Here is a 23,901-nt window from a genome sequence, read left to right as displayed (position 1 = left end):
CGATTCTCTTAATATACCAGAACGGCACGACGGTTTTTGGCATAAGCCGCTTCGTCATGACCGAGAACAGCTGGTTTCTCTTTACCGTAAGAAACGATAGAGATCTGATCGGAAGAAACGCCTTTACCTTGCAGGTACATTTGTACCGCGTTGGCACGACGCTCACCCAGAGCGATGTTGTATTCTGGCGTACCGCGTTCGTCCGCGTGACCTTCGATAGTCACTTTGTAAGACGGGTTGCTACGCAGGAATGCAGCGTGTGCGTCCAGCATCTGAGCGAATTCAGAGCTCACATCGTACTTGTCCAGACCGAAGTAAACGATGTTGTTGCGCTGTAATTCTTGCATCTGCAAACGAGCTTGCTCAGAAGAAGACATGTTGCCGCCGTCCATCATGCCATTGTTGCCAGCACCCATGGAAGATTGGTCATTGTCCGCATTCTTGTTAGAGCTACAAGCGGCCACTGCCAGTACCGGCAGAGCCAACATCAGGCCTTTCAGCACTTTATTGAATTGCATTTCTTATGTCCTTTGACGAGTTTATTGTACATATCTGTACTTATAGATACGGCGACCAGGCAGGGAATTTAACCTGTCCATCAGTAGCCGGAAGACGCGCTTTGAAACGCCCATCTGTCGAAACCAGCTGTAGCACTGAACCCAGCCCTTGTTTGGAACTGTAGATCACCATCGTGCCATTCGGTGCGATACTTGGCGTTTCGTCCAGGAACGTGTCCGTTAATACTTGTACGGCACCCGTTACCAGATCCAGTTTGGAAATATGCTGAGCCCCACCATTCGAGCTCACCGTTACCAAAAATTTCCCGTCGGCACTCACGTCAGAGTCCTGGTTCTGAGAACCTTCCCAGGTCAGACGTTGTGGCGCACCGCCGTTAGCATTCACTTTGTAAACCTGAGGACGACCAGCCTGGTCTGAAGTATAGGCCAAGGTCTGGCTGTCTGGGAACCAGGTTGGTTCCGTGTTGTTGCTGCGACCATCAGTCACCTGGCTGATTTGCCCAGATCCCAAATTCATCACATACAGATTCAGGCTACCGCTCTTAGACAGTGCGAACGCCAACTTGCTGCCATCAGGAGAGAAAGAAGGCGCACCGTTGTGACGCGGGAAGGAAGCAACCTGACGGATCGCACCATTTGCCAGCGTCTGAATAACCAGCGCAGAACGGCCGCTTTCAAACGTTACATACGCAAGCTTGCTGCCGTCTGCGGACCAGGCCGGAGACATCAGCGGTTGTGGTGAGCGGTGAACCACAAACTGGTTGTAACCGTCGTAGTCGGCAACGCGCAGTTCATAAGGGAACTGACCACCGTTAGTCTGAACAACGTAAGCGATACGGGTACGGAACGCCCCTTTAATACCACTCAGTTTCTCAAACACTTCATCACTGGCGGTGTGCGCAGCATAGCGCAACCACTGCTTGGTCACTTTGAACTGGTTCTGCGCCAATACGTTACCCGGGTTACCGGAGGTATCGACGAGTTGGTAAGAAACCAGATAGCTGCCATCAGCACTCGGTTGAACCTGACCAACCACAACCGCATCGATGCCCAACGCCGTCCATGCAGCAGGCGTCACTTCGGATGCTGTTGCAGGTTGCTGAGGCATACGGTTTGCATCGATCGGGTTGAATTTGCCACTGTTACGTAAGTCAGCACCCACGATGCCGCCGACGTCTTCAGGCGCAGCGCCCGGGCCTGCCCACTTGAACGGAACCACACCGATAGGACGTGCAGAGTCTACCCCTTGGGTAATCTCTATACGTACTTCCGCGTGAACAACCGCAGTCCACAGCATTAAAAAGCTTAATGCAACTTTCAGTACTTGCTTCATCTCATCTCCCTTATCCAGACGCGAAGTCTACGATAAATTAGCAGAATTTTAACAAAAACAAACCAATGTCAACAAAACAACATAACCTGGTTTATTTACCATCGTAATAATCTTAAATCTATTGGGGTAAACAGCCCGGTTACTGCGGTTTAAAGTCTATTGGCGCATTTTTAAAAGCCTCATAAACATCCGTACTTGGTGGCTTCGGTATTCTGGCCTGTTTGGCAGCCGCAATAGCCGCCTGACATAACGCCGGATCGCCGCCTTCAGCAGTGACGTCAATCAGCAGACCATCTGGCGCCAGCTTAATCCGTAACGTACAGGTGCGACCTTTGTAGAGCTGCCAGTCATAAAACTTGCTCTGAATGGCTGAACGAACCTGACTACCATAGCTATCAAGCGCTGCACCTGATGCACCGCTCTTCTTATTGTTACCTGTGCCCGCAGGTGCACCACCGCCAGACTTCGGCGCATTTTTCGATGAAGCCAGCCCACCCAGCAAATCATCAACGGCGCTTTCCTGCTTAGCCGCTTCTGCTGCCGCTTTCTTTTTATCATCAGCGGCTTTCTTAGCTGCTGCGGCTGCTTCTGCTTTCTTCGCTGCTTCAGCGTCGGCTTTTTGCTTAGCCGCCTCGGCTGCTGCTTTTTGTTTAGCTTGCTCAGCCTCTGCGGCTGCCTTTGCAGCTTCTGCTTTAGCGGTTTCTGCTGCCTTCTGTTTAGCGGCTTCAGCGGCTTTTTCTTTAGCCTCTTCCTCCGCCTGCTTCTTAGCAGCAGCGGCCGCAGCAGCCTGTTTCTTCGCTTCGTCTTCCGCTTTCTTTTTAGCGTCTGCCGCCGCTTTCGCCTGCTGTTCAGCTTCAGCCTTCGCTTTTGCTGCTGCAGCTTCGGCTTGCTTCTGCTGTTCTTTTGCCTGCTGAGCCGCCGCTTCAGACTGCTTACGCTGTTCAGCCTGTTCCTGAGCCTGCTTTTTCGCCTCTTCCTGCGCTTGCAGACGCTCTTTTTCCAACTCTTTCAGCCGCTGCTGTTCAGCCGCTTGCTTCTGCTGGAGCTCTTCGGCCTGCCGTTCAGCCTGCTTTTGACGCTGCTGTTCAGAACGTTTCGCATCGGTCTGCTGCTGCTGTTGGCGGTTATATTGCTCCACCACTGCGCTCGGATCGACCATTACGGCATCAATTGACGAGCCTCCGCCGCCCCCGCTGGCATCCATCGTTTGCGTCGACGAACTCCAAAGCAGCAAAGCAATCAGTATGATGTGCAAAACAGCCGAAATAATAACGGCGCGTTTTAGCTTATCGTTTTGTTCGTTTGCCTTTAGCACAAGCGATTCCCAAAAACAGTGTTGCCAGAAATAGGCTTAACGATCATTACCGTGATGCGCTCATTTAAATCGGTTGTGTCATCAAACCAACGGATTTAACGCCAGCCTGATGCAACAAATTCAACGCTTTAATGATCTCATCATAAGGAACATCCTTCGCGCCACCAATCAAAAAGACCGTCTTGGGATTGGTTGACAGCCGCGATTGCGCTTCAGCAACCACCTGCTCTGCCGGAAGCTGCTCCATACGGTTTTGTTCAACAACCAGGCTATATTGCCCTATGCCTGAAACCTCTACGATCACGGGCGGATTGTCATTGCTGGAGACCGTTTTTGAGTCGGTCGCATCCGGTAGATCCACCTCAACGCTCTGCGTAATAATCGGGGCTGTCGCCATAAAAATCAGCAACAGCACCAACAGCACGTCCAGTAACGGAACAATGTTGATCTCGGATTTCAGCTCACGACGGCCTCTGCGTACTCGTGCCATGATCCCCCCTGATTACTTGCTGTTGTCGCTGGAGAACGCCTGACGGTGCAGGATAGCGATAAACTCTTCCGTAAAGTTGTCGTAGTTTTGCTCCAGTTTGCCCACCCGCTGGCTAAGACGGTTATACGCCATGACCGCAGGGATCGCCGCAAACAAGCCGATTGCCGTTGCAATCAAAGCTTCGGCAATACCAGGGGCAACCATTTGTAAGGTGGCCTGCTTCACTGCGCCCAGCGCGATGAAGGCATGCATAATCCCCCAAACGGTACCGAACAGGCCGATATACGGGCTGATAGAACCAACGGTTCCCAAAAAGGGAATGTGCGTTTCCAGCGTTTCCAACTCACGATTCATTGAAATACGCATTGCGCGGGACGCCCCTTCCACCACGGCCTCCGGCGCATGGCTGTTGACACGATGCAACCGTGCAAATTCTTTGAAACCTGAATGGAAGATTTGTTCAGTGCCCGTCAGGCTATCGCGACGAGTCTGACTTTCCTGATAGAGGCGCGACAGTTCGATGCCCGACCAAAATTTGTCCTCGAACGCCTCAGCTTCACGCGTCGCCGCATTCAAAATTCGGGTACGTTGAATAATGATCGCCCAGGAAGCGATAGAAAAACAGATTAAAATCAGCATGATTAGTTTAACCAGAAGGCTTGCCTTCAGGAACAAATCAAAAACGTTCATGTCAGTCACTGCTTGAACTCCGCGACAATAGACTTAGGAAGCGCAATAGGCTTCATTTGATGTGGATCGATGCATGCGATCAAAACTTCAGCATGGCTTAGCAGGGTACCATGAGCATTAAGAATACGCTGGGCGAAAGTCAGAGAAGCACCACGCAGCGAGATAATCTCGCTTTGCACTTCCAACATGTCGTCGAGGCGCGCAGGAGCAAGATACTCCACCGTCATCCGACGAACAGCAAACGCGACATGCTCACTTAGCAAGGCTTGCTGGTGAAAGTTGCGCTCACGCAACGCCTCGGTTCTTGCCCTTTCATAAAAGGCAATATAGCGAGCGTGGTAGACAACGCCACCTGCATCAGTGTCTTCAAAGTAGACTCGAACTGGCCAGCGAAACAACGAATTACTCACTCTACATCCCAGTAATGCATTAAACCTCGCTACTATACGCAAGAGAAATGAGGTTTGGAATGGATTGTGACAACGGAAAGAAAATAATTATGGGCTGCAAGCAACCCATAACTAAATGGAATAGGAGGCTATTTTAGCCGAAGAAATAGTACAATCCTGCGCACAGGATCACAAAGGCGGGAAGTGGTGCGAAAAACGCGCGCCAGAGCAGGCGATGTGGACGAAAACCAACGCCATGAACAACGCCAGCGCAAACGGCCCAAATCAACAGCAGCCCCTGCCAAACCGCGAGCTCACTGGTCCGCGCGGCAAAGCGCGTCGGATCCCAGAATACGCAACCAGCCAGCAGCAACGCCATGATAAGGGAAAGAGCCCTTAACGGGCTCTTATCCATCAGGCGATAGAGTTTATCGACCAGATCACTCATTGCTTATCTTCTTCAGCCGCTTTGCTTGCCTCACTCTGCTCAATAGCCAGGGCCGTGATGATCCCTAGTGAGCAAGCAAGAAGCGTTCCGAGTATCCAGGCAAAATACCACATAAATTAAGCTCCTTACTTAGTACATAGAGTGAGTGTTTTGCTCAATCTGCTCTTTGGTAATGCGACCGAACATCTTGTAGTAACACCATGCGGTGTAAGACAGCACGATAGGAACGAAAATCATCGCAACCACTGTCATGACTTTCAGCGTCAGCAGGCTTGATGTCGCATCCCATACCGTCAAGCTGACGTTAGGCACAGTCACTGACGGCATGATGAACGGGAACATAGCGATCCCTGCGGTCAGAATCACACACGCGATAGTCAGAGAAGAGAACAGGAATGCCCAAGCCCCTTTCTCTGCACGCGCCATAAGGGTAGTCAGCACTGGCAGCACTACGCCCAGAGCCGGGATAGCCCACAATACCGGATGGTTATTGAAGTTGATCAGCCAGGCACCCGCCTGATGAACGACTTCTTTACGCAGCGGGTTAGACTCAGCCGCGGTGTTGATCGCCGACGTCACCACATAACCATCAATACCGTAAACCACCCATACGCCAGCCAGAGCAAACGTCACCATCATCACCAGCGCGGAAATCTGCGCGGCGGATTTGGAGCGCACGTGCAGATCGCCCGTGGTCCGCATCATCAGGTAGGTTGCACCCTGAGTCAGGATCATCGTCAGGCTAACCACACCCGCCAACAAGCCAAACGGGTTCAGCAGTTGGAAGAAGTTTCCGGTGTAGTACAGACGCAGATATTCATCGACGTGGAACGGTACACCCTGCAACAGGTTACCAAATGCCACCCCAATCACTACCGGTGGGACAAAGCTACCGATGAAGATGCCCCAGTCCCACATGCCACGCCAGCGCGGATCTTCGATTTTTGAACGGTAATCGAAGCCGACAGGACGGAAGAACAGTGAGGCCAACACCAGAATCATGGCAATGTAGAAACCAGAGAACGCGGCGGCATAAACCATCGGCCAGGCAGCAAACAGCGCACCACCTGCGGTGATCAACCAGACCTGGTTACCATCCCAGTGCGGCGCAATACTGTTAATCATAACGCGACGTTCGGTATCACCACGTCCCATCAGACGCACCAGAATGCCCACGCCCATGTCAAAACCATCAGTGATGGCGAAGCCAATCAGCAAAATACCGATCAACAGCCACCAGATAAAACGTAAGACTTCATATTCAAACATAGTGGACTCCTGTTTACCGTGCTTCCTGCGCAGCCGCTATAGGTTGTTCAAAATGGTAGCGTCCTGTTTTCAGGCTGCTTGGCCCCAGACGTGCGAATTTGAACATCAGATACATTTCTGCAATCAGGAAGAGCGTATACAGACCACAGATCAGCCCCATGGAGAACAGAATATCCCCTGCGGTCAATGATGACGCTGCAACGGCTGTCGGCAGAATCTCACCGATAGCCCAAGGCTGACGGCCGTATTCAGCCACAAACCAGCCAGCTTCGATAGCAATCCACGGCAGCGGAATACCGTACAACGCCGTACGGAGCAGCCAACGTTTCTGACCAATTTTGTTACGCAGAACAGACCAGAAAGACAGGCCGATGATTAACAGCATCAGAACGCCACAGCCCACCATGATACGGAAAGAGAAATACAGTGGTGCAACGCGCGGGATAGAATCTTTAACCGCCTGTTGAATCTGCGTTTCTGTCGCATCAGAGACTTTCGGCGTATAGCGCTTCAGCAGCATGCCATAACCGAGATCCTGTTTGGACTGTTCGAACGCCAGCCTTACTGCCGGGTCGGTGTTGCCCGCGCGTAATTCTTCCAGCAACTGGTAAGCCTTCATACCATTGCGAATACGCACTTCATGCATCTCCATCAGCTCTTTCAGGCCGGTAACTTCTTTATCCGTTGAACGCGTGGCAATGAGCCCCAGAGCATAAGGGATCTTGATGGCATAGTTATTTTCCATCGTATCCTGATTGGGGATGCCGATCAGCGTAAAGGATGCTGGTGCAGGTTGCGTTTCCCATTCTGCTTCAATTGCTGCCAGTTTGGTTTTCTGTACGTCACCCATTTCATAACCAGATTCATCACCCAGTACGATAACGGACAGGACAGAAGCCATACCGAAGCTTGCAGCAATAGCGAATGAACGCTTGGCAAACGCAATGTCGCGGCCTTTCAGCAGATAGTAAGAGCTGATACCCAGAATGAACATCGCGCCCGTACAGTAACCTGCCGCTACCGTGTGAACGAATTTCACCTGAGCAACCGGGTTCAGTACCAGATCGGCGAAGCTCACCATTTCCATACGCATGGTTTCGAAGTTGAAATCCGATGCGATGGGGTTCTGCATCCAGCCATTGGCAACCAGAATCCACAGTGCAGAGAAGTTAGAGCCCAGCGCAACCAGCCAGGTCACGGCCATATGCTGCACTTTTCCTAAACGGTCCCAGCCGAAGAAGAACAAGCCAACAAAGGTCGATTCCAGGAAGAATGCCATCAGGCCTTCAATCGCTAGCGGCGCGCCGAAAATATCCCCGACGTAGTGAGAGAAATATGACCAGTTGGTCCCGAATTGAAACTCCATGGTCAATCCGGTAGCGACCCCCAGAGCGAAGTTAATTGCAAATAACTTGCCCCAGAATTTGGTCATATCTTTATAGATTTGTTTGCCGGACAGCACATATACCGTTTCCATAATCGCCAGCAAAAACGCCATCCCCAGCGTTAATGGTACGAATAGAAAATGGTACATTGCTGTTAAGGCAAACTGTAAACGTGACAGTTCGACTACATCAAACATTTTGACTCCTTGCTCCTCGCAGGAAGGGATTAGCTTGCAAACGCTGACAAGCTGCCAAACATCCGGCCATTACACCCAAAAAGAACACAACAAGAATTGCTTTAACACAGGCTGTAATGAACGCTAGAAATACCGTTCACCAGGGCAGTCGCATCGCGATACCCCGACAGCAAGCTCAAGATAAATCACAAGTATTACAAATCGCATACCCCATAGGGAGGTAGCCGTATATTACGCCTGTAATCCCCTACAATAAATAGGTTTTTACGTGACCCAGACTAGGTTTTTGGCTTCAAATCAACTTTTCCACTAGACGGCGTGAAAGACGATAATTGACCTCGCGCAATTTAAGCCTATTTCAGAAATTATATCCAGAGGCGTTTTTTGATCTAAAACAATTTAACGCTTTTCTCGTGATTGTCGCGTTGCATTAATTTCCTTATTACACTCATTGTTAATGCAATGTGACTTTTAGGTTTAATTAAAATTAATTCGGCAATATAATTTTTACTTTCCGTTATCGATTATTCACATGTGTTTTTATCTTCTATTTTATGTCAAATTTCTATTTTTTATTGCTGACAACCGCGCTGTATTTTCGCCATGAATTCCCCTGCCCTTCCCCCCCTATGAATCGCCAGCTTGTAACGCTCCATGCCACAGCGGAGACCAAAAGGCCTCCGCTGTGGTTGCAGGTTAAGTGACACGTAGCAAGATGCTGCGATTTACTGCTTCGCTTTCATCCGTTCAATGGCGTTATCGTAAACCGTGTTACTTTTCTCGCTTCTTGCAAGCTCGTAATGCTGGAGTGCATCGCTGAACTGACCCGCATTCTCGTAGATTTTTGCAATATTGTAGTACGAGCTGGCACGCGTGGTTGCCGCGTTGCTACCATTTGCCAACGCAATCGCTTTGCGGTTGGCCCAAATGGCTTCGGCAATGTTGCCGCGTTTTTGATAGGTCAGGCCCAGGTTGCTATATGCCTGACCAAACGCGCTGTCCTGATCGATCGCTGCCAGGAAGAGTGTGGTGGCCTGCTCTAGCTCACCGCGCCCATAGGCGGCTTCGCCGTCACGATTGAGGCTTTTTGCCAGCGCGGTATTCCCAGTAACAGAAGCTGCCGTCTGCGCCGGGTTAAGCACCATTGGCAGCACATCGCTGTCCTTCACTTTGGTGAAATCCGCCTCGCCAACCGCATTGATATCTTCAAAATCACCGTTAGGGTTAAGACGGAAAACCGTCCAGATATTCCCTGCTTTATTCAGTGGGACGGAATATGAACGTACCTGTGAGCTGCCAACATAGACAAATACTTTTGCACGGCTTGCGGAAAGCGCTAATGAATTCGCCTTCTCACTATTTGAATAATCATGGACGGCATAAATATAACTTTCGCCTAAACGCTTTTTATCAATCGTGATCGTTTCTGGACCAAAACTATCTGTATCATCGACATCAAGATTAGCATCGCGTCCATTTTTGTGGCTGAAATAAATATGATTACCCGGATAAATAAGATGGGAATCTAAATCGTCAGGTTTTTCACCCCAGGTTAATACAATTCGCATCCCGTCCAGGCTTTTCATTACTGGACTAATCGCATAGGTCATACCATCACACGGGCATTTCACTACCAGATCGGAATACCCTGCTTTTTTAATGATCAGCAGACTGTCTTGATCGACGTCGAATGGCGCGTTAAGCGCCGCACGGCCCGCGACATCAGAACGTGCAGTCACTGACTGCGCACCGTTCTTCTGTAAAATAACCGTTGCATCATCAATTTTTTTATCTTTGACAGTCGCACTTAGCACTTCAATATTAATAGACTGTGCGCTGACTGCACAGGTAAACGCAGATAGTGCCAGAACTAGCGCTTTTATATTTCCTTTCACACAACATCCCCTTAAGGCAAATTAATTAATCATTCCCTGCTTACACATAACAAATGAGATAATCATCACTTCTGTTTATCGCTAACAGCCCTTTACAGGCGCGCGAATTATCCAATAAAACCCCGTAGAAGTCATGCGTAATTCAATTATGCCAATTATCCCAGACAGCCAAATTGGAATAAAAAAAGCCACCCGAAGGTGGCTGGTATATTTAATCGACTCATCGATTAACGCGATAATATCGCTTTTACTGCATCGCCGATATCCGCCAGGCTGCGAACGGTTTTAACACCCGCCGCTTCTAACGCTGCGAATTTATCGTCAGCGGTACCTTTACCACCCGCGATGATGGCGCCAGCGTGGCCCATGCGCTTACCTTTCGGTGCCGTCACACCCGCGATGTAACCGACAACCGGTTTAGTCACGTGCTCTTTAATGTACGCCGCCGCTTCTTCTTCTGCCGTACCACCGATTTCACCGATCATCACGATGGCTTCCGTCTGTGGATCTTGTTCAAACAGCTTCAGAATATCGATGAAGTTAGAGCCTGGGATCGGGTCACCACCGATCCCCACACAGCTTGACTGACCCAAACCGGCATCGGTCGTTTGCTTCACCGCTTCATACGTCAGCGTACCAGAGCGAGAAACGATACCGACTTTACCCGGCAGGTGAATATGGCCCGGCATAATACCGATCTTACATTCGCCCGGCGTGATCACACCTGGGCAGTTCGGGCCGATCATCCGCACGCCGCTCTGATCGAGTTTCACTTTCACCGTCAGCATATCCAGCGTCGGGATACCTTCGGTGATACAGATAATCAGCTCGATACCTGCGTCAATCGCTTCCAGAATGGAGTCTTTACAGAACGGAGCGGGAACGTAGATAACCGATGCCGTTGCGCCCGTCGCTTCTACCGCTTCACGCACCGTATTAAATACGGGCAGACCCAGATGTTCCGTGCCGCCTTTACCCGGCGTCACACCACCGACCATTTGCGTACCGTAAGCAAGTGCTTGCTCAGAGTGGAATGTCCCCTGACTACCGGTAAAACCCTGACAGATAACTTTGGTATTTTTATTAATCAGAATGGACATTATTTATCCCCCACTGCTGCAACAACCTGCTGAGCTGCACCCGTCAGGCTGGTCGCGGCAATAATATTCAGGCCGCTATCCGCCAGTTTCTTGGCACCCAGTTCCGCATTGTTTCCTTCAAGACGTACAACAACCGGTACGTTAACGCCCACTTCGGCTACCGCACCGATAATACCGTCAGCGATCAAATCACAACGTACAATGCCACCAAAGATGTTAACAAAGACGGCTTTTACCTTGTCGTCAGACAGGATGATTTTGAACGCTTCAGTAACACGCTCTTTCGTCGCACCGCCACCTACATCGAGGAAGTTAGCAGGAGAACCGCCGTGCAGCTTCACGATGTCCATCGTGCCCATCGCCAGACCCGCACCGTTGACCATACAGCCAATGTTACCGTCCAGCGCAACATAGTTCAGTTCCCACTGCGCCGCATGCGCTTCACGAGAATCTTCCTGACTTGGGTCACGCATTTCACGCAGCTCAGGCTGACGGAACAGGGCATTGCCGTCCGCACCCAGCTTGCCATCCAGACAGATCAGATCGCCCTGCTTGGTGATAACCAGCGGGTTGATTTCTACCAGAGCCAGATCGCGCTCAAGGAACAGCGTCGCCAGACCCATGAAGATTTTGGTGAACTGAGCCACTTGCTTACCGCTCAGACCCAGTTTGAAGGCCAGTTCACGGCCCTGATAAGGCTGTGGGCCGACCAGTGGATCGATCGCCGCTTTATGAATCAGCTCCGGCGTTTCTTCCGCCACTTTTTCAATTTCTACGCCACCTTCGGTGGACGCCATGAACACCACGCGACGCGTGCCACGGTCAACAACCGCGCCCAGGTACAGCTCTTTGTCGATATCCGTTGCAGCTTCAACCAGAATCTGATGAACCGGCTGACCCTGTGCGTCAGTTTGATAAGTAACGAGTTTTTTACCCAGCCAGTTTTCAGCAAAGGCGCGGATATCTTCTTTGTTGCTGACGACTTTAACGCCGCCTGCTTTACCGCGGCCACCAGCGTGAACCTGACATTTTACGACCCACGGACCCGCACCAATTTTAGACGCGGCTTCTTCCGCTTCACGCGGTGTGGTACAGGCATAGCCGGTCGGTGCCGGTAAACCATATCGAGCAAAGAGTTGTTTTGCCTGATACTCGTGTAAATTCATGATGTTCTATCCATTTAGGTTTGGAGATAAGTCGGCAGACGGTTTTTCATCACCGAGTCTTTCGGTAGAGAAAAGCGCCATTAACTCTCTGATATATTTGGATAACGCCGCTGGGAAGAAGCGGCCTGCATAGCACATAATCTGTGTATTTCGGGCGGAAACCGTCAGGGTTACCGCCCGAAAGTCTACCTGTCGGACTACACGTCTAACAGCAGACGCGCCGGATCTTCCAGCATCTCTTTCACCGTCACCAGGAAGCCAACGGACTCACGGCCGTCGACCAAACGGTGATCGTAAGACAGTGCCAGATACATCATTGGCAGAATAACGACCTGACCATCAACCGCCATCGGACGATCTTTAATGGCGTGCATACCCAGAATCGCACTCTGCGGTGGGTTGATGATCGGGGTAGACATCAGAGAGCCAAAGACGCCGCCGTTGGTAATCGTGAAGTTACCGCCCAGCAGTTCTTCAACCGTCAGTTTGCCGTCACGGCCTTTCACAGCCAGCTCTTTGATACGCTTCTCGATGTCGGCCATGCCCAGCGCATCCACATCACGCAGCACTGGCGTAACCAGACCACGCGGGGTAGATACCGCGATGCTGACATCGAAGTAGTTGTGGTACACCACATCTTCGCCATCAATAGACGCATTCACTTCTGGATAACGCTTCAGCGCTTCGACCACAGCTTTGATGTAGAAGGACATGAAGCCCAGACGCACACCGTGACGCTTCTCAAATGCGTCGCCGTACTGCTTGCGCAGATCCATGATTGGCTGCATGTTGATTTCGTTGAACGTCGTCAACATTGCTGTGCTGTTTTTCGCTTCCAGCAGACGTTCTGCAACGCGCTTGCGCAGACGCGTCATCGGTACGCGTTTTTCGCTGCGCGCGCCCAGAGCGGGTGCCGGAGAAGCCGCTGGTGCCTCGGACTTAGCCGCTTTAGCAGGCTCTTTCTTCTGGGCAGCCAAATGCTTATCCACGTCTTCACGGGTAATTCGACCGCCTACGCCGCTGCCTTTGATCGCAGCTGCATCGAGATCGTGCTCTGCAATCAGACGGCGGATTGCCGGGCTGAGCGCGTCGCTGTTCTCTTCTTCCAGCCCAGCCGTATGGCGCTGTGCTGGTGTTGATTCTTTACTCTGTGACTTCTCGCTGGTTTCTTTACCGGAGCTATCGCCACGGCGAATACGGCCCAGTAGCTGGCGAGACGTTACGGTCGCGCCTTCTTCTTCCAGCACGGCATCCAGAATGCCCGCTTCAGAGGCAGGCACTTCCAGCACAACTTTGTCAGTTTCAATTTCAACCAGCACTTCATCACGCTGAACGCTATCGCCTGGTTTTTTATGCCAGGTAGCAACGGTGGCGTCAGCGACGGATTCAGGCAGGTCGGGTACATGAATATCTACGCTACTCATTATCTATCCTTTTATTTAATCAACGTTCAGCGCGTCATCAACCAGATCTTGCTGTTGTTTCTGGTGTACGGACATATAGCCAACGGCGGGTGATGCAGACGCCGGGCGTCCTGCGTAACGTAAAGAAGCCCCAAACGGAATCACTTCACGGAAATGGTGCTGACTGCAATACCAGGCTCCCTGATTCAGCGGCTCTTCCTGACACCACACGAAATCGTGAACATGGGCAAACGGTTCCAACGCAGCTTGAACGGACTGATGCGGGAACGGATAAAGCTGTTCGATACGGACGATCGCGACATTCTTTTGCTCGTTCTTGCGGCGCTGTTCCACCAAATCATAGTAGACCTTACCGGAACAAAGCACGACACGCTTCACGGCTGCCGGATCTAATTCTTCTACTTCACCAATCGCTGGCTGGAAGGAACCATTTGCCAGTTCATCCAGTGAAGAAATCGCCAGCGGATGGCGCAACAGAGATTTCGGTGACATGACCACCAGCGGACGGCGCATACCGCGCAGCGCCTGACGGCGAAGCATGTGATACACCTGTGCTGGCGTTGACGGAATACAAACCTGCATATTTTGCTCAGCGCACAACTGCAGATAACGTTCCAGTCTGGCAGACGAGTGCTCTGGACCTTGACCTTCGTAACCGTGCGGCAGCAGCATGACCAGACCACACATACGGCCCCACTTCTGCTCACCGGAGCTGATGAACTGGTCGATAACGACCTGCGCACCGTTGGCAAAGTCACCAAACTGCGCTTCCCAGATGGTCAGGGTGCGCGGTTCTGCGGTCGCATAGCCGTATTCAAACGCCAGAATCGCTTCTTCGGATAGCACGGAGTCCCAAACGTTGAACTCGCCCTGCCCGTTGTGTACGTGGTTCAACGGCGTGTAGCTGGAACCATTTTTCTGGTTATGTACGACAGCGTGGCGATGGAAGAACGTGCCACGACCACTGTCTTCACCAGACAAGCGAATCGGAATGCCTTCATCGACCAATGTGGCATAAGCCAGCGTTTCAGCGCCACCCCAGTCGAACGGTTTGTTGCCCGCCGCCATTTCTGCACGGTCGGTATAAACCTTGGCAACGCGAGGATGGATATCAATCCCTTCCGGCACTTCACTGATACGCTTCGCCAGTTCCTGCAAACGTTTCATTTCTGTGGCGTGCGGGTAAGGTTCATCCCACTCATGGTTCAGATACGGCGTCCAGGTAAAGGACTGCATATCCATCTGACGCCATTCTTCCACCACGCATTCACCTGCATCCAGCGCATCGCGGTACAGATTGACCATCTCGGTGGCATCTTCCAGCGTGATGGATTTTTCCTGCTCCAGACGATCGGCGTATACCTTACGCGGCGTCGGGTGCTTCTTGATCTTCTGGTACATCATCGGCTGCGTTGCACTTGGCTCGTCAGCTTCGTTATGACCATGACGGCGATAACAAATCAGATCGATGAACACATCGCGCTTAAACTCATTACGGAAATCCAGCGCCAGACGCGTAACAAACGCCACCGCTTCCGGGTCGTCTGCGTTAACGTGGAAAATCGGTGCCTGCACCATCTTGCCGATATCGGTACAGTATTCGGTTGAACGAATATCCAACGGGTTAGAAGTGGTGAAGCCGATACGGTTGTTGATCACAATACGCAGTGTGCCGCCAACTTCGTAGCCACGCACCGTCGACATGTTCAACAGCTCCTGCACCACGCCCTGACCGCTAATTGCCGCATCGCCGTGAATGGTGATAGGTAAAACACGCGGGCCGCTTTGGCTATTCAGACGATCGAGACGCGCACGTACCGAGCCCGTCACTACCGGACTGACGATCTCCAGATGCGATGGGTTGAACGCCAGCGCCAAATGCACCAGACCGCCAGCCGTCTCGAATTCAGACGAGAAGCCCTGGTGATATTTCACATCACCGGTACCGAGGTGTTCTTTATGCTTGCCAGCAAATTCGTCGAACAGATCCTGAGATTTTTTGCCCAATACGTTGATCAGCACGTTGAGGCGACCACGGTGTGCCATCCCCAATACCACTTCGCGAGTATCGTTTGCACCCGCATGGCGAATCAGCTCTTTCAGCATCGGAACCAGCGCATCACCGCCTTCCAGCGAGAAACGCTTGGCACCAGGATATTTGGCACCCAGATAACGCTCCAGCCCTTCGGCTGCGGTTAACTCTTTCAGGAAACGGCGTTTTTCTTCAAGAGAAAATGACGGCTGCCCCATTACCGATTCGATACGCTGCTGGATCCAACGTTTCTCTTCCGTACTGGTCATGTGCATATATTCCGCACCGATAGAACCGCAATAGGTGCGTTTCAGCGCGTCATACAGATCTTCCAGTTTCATGGTGTCTTTGCCGATGGCAAAAGACCCCACATTGAAGGATTCCTGCAGATCATCCTGCGTCAGGTTGTGGTAATCCAGATCCAATTCTGCAACAGGTTCCTGCGGGCGCAGGAAGATCGGGTCCAGGTTAGCTTGCTGATGTCCACGGAAGCGGAACGCATTGATCAGCTGCAATACCTTGACCTGCTTAGCATCAATATCGGGATCGGTGACTGACGAGGTAAAGCGCGAAGAGTCTTTCGCCAGACGGCGGAAATATTCACGCGTTTTGGAATGGAGTTGATCCGGTTTGACCCCACTCGTAGGCAATTGCTGGAAGATCGAGCGCCAGCTATGTTCGATCGAGTCAGGATCGGTTAAAAAATCTTCATAGAGTTGCTCTATGTAGGACTGATTCGCACCCGCCAAATAGGAGGAATCCAGCCAGGCCTTCATCGCGCCGTTCTGCATTATGATCCCTTAAGCTAATAAGCTTCAGTTTTCGCCGTGGTTAACATGTAATTAGTGTCCGTATATTGTTCGCCGTAAAAACGGTTCACTTGTCGTACTTCGGTACGCACTTAGGGTATCCATCCCCCCTAAGGAACCTTTAAAAACCGGTTCGGGCGCGTAAGCCGGTTTTTAAAGGTTTCCTGCGCTCCCTCTGAAGAATAGCAACTTCAGAGGGAGATACATGTTTTACTACTTAATCTTTATGCAATAACACGTTACGTACTGACGAGTCATTACGCGCTACGGTGCAACAGCATCGATTTAATATGACCAATAGCCTTGGTCGGGTTCAGCCCTTTCGGACACACGTTGACGCAGTTCATGATGCCGTGGCAGCGGAAAACGCTGAATGCATCGTCCAAATCGTCCAGTCGTGGCGTGGTTTCCGTATCACGACTGTCAATCAGGAAGCGGTACGCTGCCAGCAGCCCCGCAGGTCCGACAAACTTGTCCGGGTTCCACCAGAACGACGGGCAAGACGTTGAACAGCAGGCACACATGATGCATTCATACAACCCATCCAACTTGGCACGTTGTTCAGGCGATTGCAGATGCTCACGCGCCGGCGGATTTTTCCCATTATTCAACAGGTAAGGCTTTATTTTCTCATATTGAGCATAGAACTGTCCCATGTCCACTACCAAATCACGCACAACCGGTAATCCAGGTAAAGGACGGATAACAATTTTGCTGTTTCCGCGACGTAACGCAGAAACAGGCGTAATACAGGCCAGCCCATTTTTGCCGTTCATGTTGACGCCATCGGAACCGCAGACGCCTTCACGGCAGGAACGACGGAATGACAGCGTCGGATCCTGCTCTTTCAGCAGCATCAGCGCATCCAGCAGCATCATGTCGCGGCCTTCTTCCGCCTCCAGTTGGTAATCCTGCATCCGCGGAGCATCGTCAACATCCGGGTTGTAACGATAAATAGAAAATTCGAGTTTCATCGTTTGATCTCCGCAATTAATAAGTACGTACTTTCGGCGGGAACGCCGGACGCAGTTTAGGCTGCATGTTCACCTCACGGCGCGTCATGCTGTCGGTTTGCGGCAGATACAACGAATGGCACAGCCAATTTTCATCGTCGCGCTCTGGGTAGTCGAAGCGGCTGTGTGCGCCACGGCTTTCGGTACGGAAGTTGGCCGATACCGCCGTTGCATACGCGGTTTCCATCAGGTTATCCAGTTCCAGACACTCGATACGCTGGGTGTTGAACTCACTTGATGTGTCATCCAAACGCGCATTTTTCAGGCGTTCACGGATCACTTTCAGCTCTTCCAGCCCTTTCGCCATCGCATCGCCTTCACGGAAGACCGAGAAGTTGTTCTGCATACAGGATTGCAGCGCCTTGCGGATTTCAACCGGATCTTCCCCTGAACGGGTAGTGTTCCAGCGGTTCAGACGGTCGAGCGAGGCTTCAATATCGGATTCGCTGGCATCACGGCTTTCGCCCTGCTCGTTCAACGACTCTTGCAGGTGAATACCCGCTGAGCGACCGAATACCACCAAGTCGAGCAACGAGTTACCGCCCAGACGGTTGGCACCATGAACCGAGACGCAGGCTATTTCGCCCACGGCAAACAGCCCAGGGATCACCACATCTTCGCCTTTCTCATTCACCGTCAACGCCTGACCGCTCACTTTGGTCGGAATACCGCCCATCATGTAGTGGCAGGTTGGGATAACCGGAATAGGCTCTTTCACTGGGTCAACGTGAGCAAACGTGCGGGACAGCTCCAGAATGCCCGGCAGACGGGATTCCAGAACATCTTTACCCAGATGGTCCAGCTTCAGCTTGGCGTGTGGTCCCCACGGGCCTTCACAGCCGCGGCCTTCACGAATTTCGATCATAATGGAACGGGCAACTACATCACGCCCGGCCAGATCTTTCGCGTTCGGCGCATAGCGCTCCATGAAACGCTCACCGTGCTTGTTCAGCAGGTAACCGCCTTCACCACGGCAGCCTTCTGTCACCAGCACCCCAGCACCAGCAATACCGGTCGGGTGGAACTGCCACATTTCCATGTCCTGCAACGGAACGCCAGCACGCAGCGCCATGCCCACGCCGTCACCCGTATTAATGTGTGCGTTGGTGGTGGACTGGTAGATACGGCCTGCGCCGCCAGTTGCCAGCACGGTCGCTTTCGCTTTGAAATAGACCACTTCACCGGTTTCGATACAGATCGCCGTACAGCCGACAACCGCGCCATCCTGATTCTTAACCAGATCGAGGGCGTACCATTCGGAGAAGATAGTGGTGTGATTTTTCAGGTTCTGCTGATACAGCGTATGCAGCAATGCATGCCCAGTACGGTCGGCCGCCGCCGCAGTACGCGCAGCCTGCTCGCCGCCAAAGTTCTTGGATTGACCACCGAACGGACGCTGATAAATGCTGCCATCATCCAGACGGGAGAACGGTAATCCCATGTGTTCCAGTTCCAGAATCGCTTCCGGGCCGGTTTTACACATATATTCAATGGCGTCTTGATCGCCAATGTAATCCGACCCTTTTACGGTGTCGTACATGTGCCATTCCCAGTTGTCCTCATGGGTGTTGCCCAGCGCAACGGTAATACCGCCCTGCGCAGACACGGTATGGGAACGGGTTGGGAACACTTTCGATAACAGGGCACAGGACAGGCCCATTTGGGAAATTTGCAGCGCGGCGCGCATACCTGCGCCACCCGCACCCACAACAACTGCATCAAATTCTCTGACTGGCAAATTCATCACGCACCCCACACCACAATAGTTCCATAAATGACGTACACCAACAGCGCAACCACAATCGCCAACTGTAAAGTCAGGCGTAAGGCCAGCGGTTTAATGTAGTCGGTCAGCACTTGCCACATCCCTATCCAGGCATGAACCAGAATGGAAAATAACGTTAGCAGTGTGAATACTTTGGTGAGGGCCATCGCGAAGAAACCACGCCAGATTTCATACGTGATGTCGCCAGCCGTAGCAATAAAACCAATAATATAAATTACATACAGAACAATGACGATGGCGGAAGCGCGAATCAGTAACCAATCGTGTACGCCATTGCGTCCTAACGCAGAAGCATTGCTTACCATACGAGGACTCCAGCCAGAATTGAAAGCACGACAGTAATAATAAAGGAGATATTTGCAGAACGCTTACCTGCGGCAAAGTCTTCTTCTATATAGCCAAAATCCATCAACAGGTGACGTATACCACCAACAATGTGATAAGCCAACGCGACGAGGATGCCCCAAACGATAAACTTGACGATGAAGCTATCCATAATTTCCGCAGCGCGCAGGAACCCTTCCTCAGAAGAAAGAGAAGTGCCTAACAGCCACAGTAAAATACCGACAGCGACAAAGGTGATAACGCCGGAGACGCGGTGAAGAATAGATGCTATCGCAGTAACGGGGAACTGGATCGTCTGCAATTCCAGATTGACAGGTCTTTGTTTTTTCACGGATTTGCCCACACAGCTTTTATTATTGTTTCTTCCTCCGGGCCTGATGTGAGGTCAGACAGCATGAAAGTTACGGCCCTGAAAAGTGGGTTTACGATACGCGCTCAAACATCGACATTCCGGTGTCTAAACAGCGCATGATCCTTTCATACTGGGTGCTCCTACTGCAGGGTGATTCCGGAGACCTGTCGGCAGTATAAGTACTTCACATTCCCATTACAATTCCCATACAAACTGTTTGGTGACATTTGCCCCGAACAGTGATTTAGATCACGAATTTCACAATTTATATAAAATTAATTATCTGATTTGACAAAAGTTCAACATTTCAATTACAACTAGGGGATTGAATTCCTTATGATGTGTTAAAGCACAACGGCGACACTTCCACACTGGCGTAACTTATGTAACAGTGGGGAGAGTCCACGTAAAAATCATAGGTAATGACTACAATCTATTCAGAGCATAGTTAATTGCCTGAAGATCGCTAATAACCTGAAGATTGTTAATTACCTGGAGAACGAATTTTTCATCCTGAATGCGGCTATCCGCCTTACTCTGTATCCTATTTGACGACTGTGTCACGACAGAGTTTCACCGGTCATTCTTCACTCGCCGGTGCACAGGCATGACGGTATTTCTTCAGTGAGAATTTTTAAAATTAAAGCGCTAAGGAGACTGTAAATGGCTGATAAGAAAGCAACACTTACTCTAGAGGGTAAAGATCCAATTGAGCTAAATGTCCTATCAGGTACATTGGGGTATGATGAGATTGATATTCGTCCCCTCGGTTCTAAAGGTTACTTCACATTTGACCCCGGCTTTACCTCTACCGCATCTTGCGAATCCAAGATTACCTATATCGACGGCGACGAAGGCATCCTGCTACACCGTGGCTTCCCGATTGCCCAACTGGCTGAAAAATCAAATTATCTTGAAGTTTGTTACATCCTGCTGTTCGGTGAAGTCCCGACGGTAGAACAGTATGAAACCTTCAAGACCACCGTGACTCGCCACACCATGATCCATGAGCAGATTACCCGTCTGTTCCACGGTTTCCGTCGTGATTCACATCCAATGGCCGTATTGTGCGGCGTCACTGGCGCACTGGCGGCGTTCTATCACGATTCACTGGACATTAACATTGAGCGCCACCGCGAAATCGCGGCCTACCGCCTGCTGTCCAAAATGCCGACCGTTGCAGCAATGTGCTACAAATACTCACTGGGTCAGCCGTTTGTTTATCCAAAAAACAACCTGTCCTACGCGGGTAACTTCCTGCACATGATGTTCTCCACCCCTTGTGAAGAATATGTTGTAAATCCAGTGCTGGAACGTGCCATGGACCGTATCCTGATCCTGCATGCCGATCACGAACAAAACGCCTCGACGTCTACCGTGCGTACTGCTGGTTCGTCTGGTGCGAATCCATTTGCCTGTATCGCCGCGGGGATCGCCTCGCTGTGGGGACCGGCACACGGCGGCGCGAACGAAGCCTGCCTGCGTATGCTGGAAGAAATCAGCAGCGTGGAGCACATCCCTGCGTTTATCGAGCGTGCTAAAGACAAGAACGACTCCTTCCGCCTGATGGGCTTCGGTCACCGTGTGTACAAAAACCACGACCCGCGCGCCACCGTCATGCGTGAAACCTGCCATGAAGTGCTGAAAGAGCTGGGCAGAAAAGATGACCTGCTGGAAGTGGCGATGGAGCTGGAGCATATCGCGCTGAACGACCCGTACTTCATTGAGAAGAAACTGTACCCGAACGTCGACTTCTACTCAGGCATCATCCTGAAAGCGATGGGTATTCCGTCTTCCATGTTTACCGTTATCTTTGCGATGGCGCGTACCGTGGGCTGGATTGCGCATTGGAGCGAAATGCACGCCGACGGCATCAAGATTGCCCGTCCACGTCAGCTGTATACCGGCTACGACAAACGTGACTTTACGTCCAATCTGAAAAACGACTAATCCATTCAGTACGAGCAAAAAGGCCGGATATCACATCCGGCCTTTTTTATAACGGTACTAAAGGGATGACTTACAACCTAAACTTTGCGTGAATCGCAATAAATAGCCATCTGGATCCTGTACCAGAAAATTACTTTCCCCGTGGTACACCTCATGATCGCGATACCAGCACGTTTCTACGGGTCTGCGTAGCGTATAACCCGCACGTTCAATCGTCGCCGCCAGCGCCTGAGCATCCGGGCACTCAATCGATAAATTCATACCACGTCCAAACGGCGGTTCTAAAGGCTCCACACGCCAGGGCGATTCAGTTAAATAATCCTGTTCCAGCATCAGTTGGCTCCCATGAAAAGAAAGGAACGCGAACTTATCTTCAGGCCTGTCGTACTCAATCTGAAATCCCAAAACGTGGCAATAAAACACCAGACTCTTTTGTAAGTCAGAGACAATCATTTCTGGAATTAACGTATTCATCTTGCGCATAAATCACTCACATTATTACTTCTGGCAGTGCGGACACCAATAAAACGGGCGTGATGACAGCATCGTTCTTTCGATGATGCCACTACAGCGCTCGCAGCTTTTTCCTTCACGATGGAAAACCTTGAACGAAAAAATCGCCCCGTGATATCGATTCTCATCAACGGTGCCACGCGTGTTGTAGGACAAACGGGGAATCTCCAGCAGCGCGTGACTTAACGTCTGTAACTGTTCCTCATTCAACTGCGCTGCCGTGTGTTGGGGTGCAAGCTGTGCCTGCCAGAGAATCTCGACGCGCAGATAATTCCCCAGCCCGGCGAGAAAAGCCTGATCCAGCAGCAAACCACTAAACTGGCGACGGCGAAAGCGCGGTAATAACAGACGCTCACACACCTGTTCCGGTGTCAGTGAAAGATCCAAGACATCAGGGCCAATACGTTGCAGGAAAGGATGCGTCGAGAGCGTCTCCAGCGTCAGCATTTCAATATCGGACGCGCTGTAAAGCAGAATGGCGCGATCCTGTGTTTCCAGTCGGACGCGCAAATCCCGCTTCGTTTCCGGTGATTCACCCGCATTCACGACTCGCCACACGCCATAGAGCTGATTGTGGCTATACAACACCCGATCGTTGCTAAAATAGGTCAGCAGCGCCTTCCCACGCGTTTCAATCTGCCTGACCTGCTGCCCGACCAATTCTGCTTCGTATAGCTTCAATTCTGGAAATGCAAACCAGACACGCGTCAGCGTTTTGCCCACGACGGCCTCAACCAGCTTATCGGCCGCCCGGCGAATCTCCGGTCCTTCCGGCATACCTTACTCCCTGAAAATCAGACGTATTGTGCGATTAACTAGACTAGTGCAGGGCGCCGCCAGTCACCGCCACATCAACCTGCTGCACCAGCGATTGCTTGATCATCACTTCCAGCGCCGCCGTGACTAACGGTGTAGGCATGCTCGGTTCACCGGGGTGTCGTGCAGCCTGTTCTGGCGAATAGGGAATGTGAACGAATCCGCCGCGCACCACATCGCCCTGCTGATGTAACTGGTGTAAAAGCCCGTACATCACATGATTGCAGACAAACGTCCCTGCGGTTTGCGACACCGACGCGGGAATACCCGCCACACGTAATGCCTGAACCAGCGCTTTCACTGGCAGCGTCGAAAAATATGCCGCAGGCCCGCCTTCCACCACCGGCGTATCAATCGGTTGGTTACCTCGGTTATCCGCGATTCGAGCGTCATTAATATTAATCGCCACGCGTTCGACAGAAATATCAGTACGACCGCCCGCCTGCCCCACCGCGATCACTACTTCCGGCTGCCATTCGGCTATCGCGCGGTAAAGCTGTTCCAGCGACAGGTCGAAAACGCAAGATAAACGGCAGGCCACCACGCGCGCACCGCCAACTTCCCGCTGATGAAGGTCTTTTACCGCTTCCCATGAGGGATTAATCGCTTCGCCCTCAAAAGGTTCAAATGCCGTGATCAAAACGGTTTTCATCGGTTATCCCCGTC

The 23,901-nt window shown here is 51.4% G+C and carries 23 protein-coding genes; 1 reads left to right on the top strand and 22 read right to left on the bottom strand.

Annotated features, from left to right (window positions below; all coding sequences use genetic code 11):
- Positions 1-8 precede the first annotated feature (8 nt).
- From pal to sdhC, 19 genes are all read right to left on the bottom strand, one after another.
- Entirely contained in the window at positions 9-518 is a 510-nt protein-coding gene (gene pal, locus BUB06_RS09605) for a peptidoglycan-associated lipoprotein Pal (protein ID WP_010299226.1), read from the bottom strand.
- 40 nt (positions 519-558) lie between these two features.
- A complete protein-coding gene (tolB, locus tag BUB06_RS09600; protein ID WP_010285308.1) occupies positions 559-1,851 on the bottom strand; it encodes a Tol-Pal system beta propeller repeat protein TolB in 1,293 nt (430 codons plus the stop codon).
- 139 nt (positions 1,852-1,990) lie between these two features.
- Positions 1,991-3,166 carry a cell envelope integrity protein TolA gene (tolA, locus tag BUB06_RS09595; protein WP_039472581.1) on the bottom strand — a complete coding sequence of 392 codons (1,176 nt, stop codon included), beginning with the start codon at positions 3,164-3,166 and terminating at the stop codon, positions 1,991-1,993.
- Positions 3,167-3,230: 64 nt separating this feature from the next.
- Entirely contained in the window at positions 3,231-3,656 is a 426-nt protein-coding gene (gene tolR / locus BUB06_RS09590; protein WP_010285025.1) for a colicin uptake protein TolR, read from the bottom strand.
- 12 nt (positions 3,657-3,668) lie between these two features.
- Positions 3,669-4,355 (bottom strand): Tol-Pal system protein TolQ, encoded by a 687-nt coding sequence (gene tolQ / locus BUB06_RS09585; RefSeq protein WP_039472578.1) that lies wholly within the window; start codon positions 4,353-4,355, stop codon positions 3,669-3,671.
- A complete protein-coding gene (ybgC, locus tag BUB06_RS09580) occupies positions 4,352-4,756 on the bottom strand; it encodes a tol-pal system-associated acyl-CoA thioesterase (protein WP_010299208.1) in 405 nt (134 codons plus the stop codon). The genes tolQ and ybgC overlap by 4 nt, the downstream gene beginning before the upstream one ends.
- A gap of 133 nt (positions 4,757-4,889) precedes the next feature.
- Complete coding sequence (gene ybgE, locus BUB06_RS09575; RefSeq protein ID WP_010285015.1) at positions 4,890-5,183, bottom strand: cyd operon protein YbgE; 294 nt, start codon at positions 5,181-5,183, stop codon at positions 4,890-4,892.
- Positions 5,180-5,296, bottom strand: coding sequence for a cytochrome bd-I oxidase subunit CydX (gene cydX, locus BUB06_RS09570; RefSeq protein WP_011092952.1), 117 nt, complete (start codon positions 5,294-5,296; stop codon positions 5,180-5,182). Before cydX ends, ybgE begins: the two co-directional genes overlap by 4 nt.
- Before the next feature lie 16 nt (positions 5,297-5,312).
- Positions 5,313-6,452: a cytochrome d ubiquinol oxidase subunit II gene (cydB, locus tag BUB06_RS09565; RefSeq protein WP_039472576.1), complete on the bottom strand. Its 1,140-nt coding sequence runs from the start codon at positions 6,450-6,452 to the stop codon at positions 5,313-5,315.
- Positions 6,453-6,465: 13 nt separating this feature from the next.
- Positions 6,466-8,034, bottom strand: a complete 1,569-nt coding sequence (gene cydA, locus BUB06_RS09560; protein ID WP_039472575.1) for a cytochrome ubiquinol oxidase subunit I — start codon at positions 8,032-8,034, stop codon at positions 6,466-6,468.
- 725 nt (positions 8,035-8,759) lie between these two features.
- Positions 8,760-9,929: a YfaP family protein gene (locus BUB06_RS09555; protein ID WP_039472573.1), complete on the bottom strand. Its 1,170-nt coding sequence runs from the start codon at positions 9,927-9,929 to the stop codon at positions 8,760-8,762.
- Positions 9,930-10,156: 227 nt separating this feature from the next.
- Complete coding sequence (gene sucD, locus BUB06_RS09550; RefSeq protein ID WP_010285005.1) at positions 10,157-11,029, bottom strand: succinate--CoA ligase subunit alpha; 873 nt, start codon at positions 11,027-11,029, stop codon at positions 10,157-10,159.
- Complete coding sequence (gene sucC, locus BUB06_RS09545) at positions 11,029-12,195, bottom strand: ADP-forming succinate--CoA ligase subunit beta (RefSeq protein WP_010299192.1); 1,167 nt, start codon at positions 12,193-12,195, stop codon at positions 11,029-11,031. The genes sucD and sucC overlap by 1 nt, the downstream gene beginning before the upstream one ends.
- Positions 12,196-12,392: 197 nt before the next feature.
- Positions 12,393-13,619, bottom strand: coding sequence for a 2-oxoglutarate dehydrogenase complex dihydrolipoyllysine-residue succinyltransferase (gene odhB, locus BUB06_RS09540; protein ID WP_039472571.1), 1,227 nt, complete (start codon positions 13,617-13,619; stop codon positions 12,393-12,395).
- 15 nt (positions 13,620-13,634) lie between these two features.
- Entirely contained in the window at positions 13,635-16,442 is a 2,808-nt protein-coding gene (sucA, locus tag BUB06_RS09535) for a 2-oxoglutarate dehydrogenase E1 component (RefSeq protein ID WP_039472569.1), read from the bottom strand.
- Between the two features lie 275 nt (positions 16,443-16,717).
- A complete protein-coding gene (locus BUB06_RS09530) occupies positions 16,718-17,434 on the bottom strand; it encodes a succinate dehydrogenase iron-sulfur subunit (RefSeq protein WP_010299189.1) in 717 nt (238 codons plus the stop codon).
- Between the two features lie 16 nt (positions 17,435-17,450).
- Positions 17,451-19,217 (bottom strand): succinate dehydrogenase flavoprotein subunit, encoded by a 1,767-nt coding sequence (gene sdhA / locus BUB06_RS09525; RefSeq protein WP_039472565.1) that lies wholly within the window; start codon positions 19,215-19,217, stop codon positions 17,451-17,453.
- Positions 19,217-19,564, bottom strand: coding sequence for a succinate dehydrogenase membrane anchor subunit (gene sdhD, locus BUB06_RS09520; RefSeq protein ID WP_010284997.1), 348 nt, complete (start codon positions 19,562-19,564; stop codon positions 19,217-19,219). The genes sdhA and sdhD overlap by 1 nt, the downstream gene beginning before the upstream one ends.
- On the bottom strand, positions 19,558-19,947 hold the full coding sequence (sdhC, locus tag BUB06_RS09515) for a succinate dehydrogenase cytochrome b556 subunit (protein ID WP_010284996.1): 390 nt from the start codon (positions 19,945-19,947) through the stop codon (positions 19,558-19,560). The genes sdhD and sdhC overlap by 7 nt, the downstream gene beginning before the upstream one ends.
- A 672-nt stretch (positions 19,948-20,619) precedes the next feature.
- Here sdhC and BUB06_RS09510 point away from each other — a divergent pair.
- A complete protein-coding gene (locus tag BUB06_RS09510) occupies positions 20,620-21,906 on the top strand; it encodes a citrate synthase (RefSeq protein ID WP_039472563.1) in 1,287 nt (428 codons plus the stop codon).
- A gap of 57 nt (positions 21,907-21,963) precedes the next feature.
- Here the strand turns inward: BUB06_RS09510 and BUB06_RS09505 are convergent, their stop codons facing one another.
- From BUB06_RS09505 to pcp, 3 genes are read right to left on the bottom strand one after another with little or no spacing between them, the layout of a single operon-like run.
- Positions 21,964-22,389, bottom strand: a complete 426-nt coding sequence (locus BUB06_RS09505; RefSeq protein ID WP_010299179.1) for a bleomycin resistance protein — start codon at positions 22,387-22,389, stop codon at positions 21,964-21,966.
- A 15-nt stretch (positions 22,390-22,404) separates the two neighbouring features.
- Complete coding sequence (gene nei, locus BUB06_RS09500; protein ID WP_039472561.1) at positions 22,405-23,196, bottom strand: endonuclease VIII; 792 nt, start codon at positions 23,194-23,196, stop codon at positions 22,405-22,407.
- Between the two features lie 43 nt (positions 23,197-23,239).
- A complete protein-coding gene (pcp, locus tag BUB06_RS09495; RefSeq protein WP_010299172.1) occupies positions 23,240-23,887 on the bottom strand; it encodes a pyroglutamyl-peptidase I in 648 nt (215 codons plus the stop codon).
- Between the last annotated feature and the right edge of the window lie 14 nt (positions 23,888-23,901).

Origin of the sequence: Pectobacterium carotovorum, assembly GCF_900129615.1 — a bacterium.
GTDB classification, from domain to species: Bacteria; Pseudomonadota; Gammaproteobacteria; order Enterobacterales; family Enterobacteriaceae; genus Pectobacterium; species Pectobacterium carotovorum.
Note: the sequence above shows the minus strand (reverse complement) of the source record. Positions and strands in the feature narration are given on the sequence as shown.

Bases quoted from the DNA above. Each gene is read 5' to 3' on its own strand.
- pcp (WP_010299172.1), bottom strand. From the start codon at position 23,887: ATGAAAACCGTTTTGATCACGGCATTTGAACCTTTTGAGGGCGAAGCG.
- cydA (WP_039472575.1), bottom strand. From the start codon at position 8,034: ATGTTTGATGTAGTCGAACTGTCACGTTTACAGTTTGCCTTAACAGCA.
- ybgE (WP_010285015.1), bottom strand. From the start codon at position 5,183: ATGAGTGATCTGGTCGATAAACTCTATCGCCTGATGGATAAGAGCCCG.
- BUB06_RS09530 (WP_010299189.1), bottom strand. From the start codon at position 17,434: ATGAAACTCGAATTTTCTATTTATCGTTACAACCCGGATGTTGACGAT.
- tolR (WP_010285025.1), bottom strand. From the start codon at position 3,656: ATGGCACGAGTACGCAGAGGCCGTCGTGAGCTGAAATCCGAGATCAAC.
- sdhD (WP_010284997.1), bottom strand. From the start codon at position 19,564: ATGGTAAGCAATGCTTCTGCGTTAGGACGCAATGGCGTACACGATTGG.
- sucD (WP_010285005.1), bottom strand. From the start codon at position 11,029: ATGTCCATTCTGATTAATAAAAATACCAAAGTTATCTGTCAGGGTTTT.
- odhB (WP_039472571.1), bottom strand. From the start codon at position 13,619: ATGAGTAGCGTAGATATTCATGTACCCGACCTGCCTGAATCCGTCGCT.
- BUB06_RS09510 (WP_039472563.1), top strand. From the start codon at position 20,620: ATGGCTGATAAGAAAGCAACACTTACTCTAGAGGGTAAAGATCCAATT.
- pal (WP_010299226.1), bottom strand. From the start codon at position 518: ATGCAATTCAATAAAGTGCTGAAAGGCCTGATGTTGGCTCTGCCGGTA.
- cydX (WP_011092952.1), bottom strand. From the start codon at position 5,296: ATGTGGTATTTTGCCTGGATACTCGGAACGCTTCTTGCTTGCTCACTA.
- sucA (WP_039472569.1), bottom strand. From the start codon at position 16,442: ATGCAGAACGGCGCGATGAAGGCCTGGCTGGATTCCTCCTATTTGGCG.
- BUB06_RS09505 (WP_010299179.1), bottom strand. From the start codon at position 22,389: ATGCGCAAGATGAATACGTTAATTCCAGAAATGATTGTCTCTGACTTA.
- sdhA (WP_039472565.1), bottom strand. From the start codon at position 19,217: ATGAATTTGCCAGTCAGAGAATTTGATGCAGTTGTTGTGGGTGCGGGT.
- cydB (WP_039472576.1), bottom strand. From the start codon at position 6,452: ATGTTTGAATATGAAGTCTTACGTTTTATCTGGTGGCTGTTGATCGGT.
- sucC (WP_010299192.1), bottom strand. From the start codon at position 12,195: ATGAATTTACACGAGTATCAGGCAAAACAACTCTTTGCTCGATATGGT.
- tolB (WP_010285308.1), bottom strand. From the start codon at position 1,851: ATGAAGCAAGTACTGAAAGTTGCATTAAGCTTTTTAATGCTGTGGACT.
- nei (WP_039472561.1), bottom strand. From the start codon at position 23,196: ATGCCGGAAGGACCGGAGATTCGCCGGGCGGCCGATAAGCTGGTTGAG.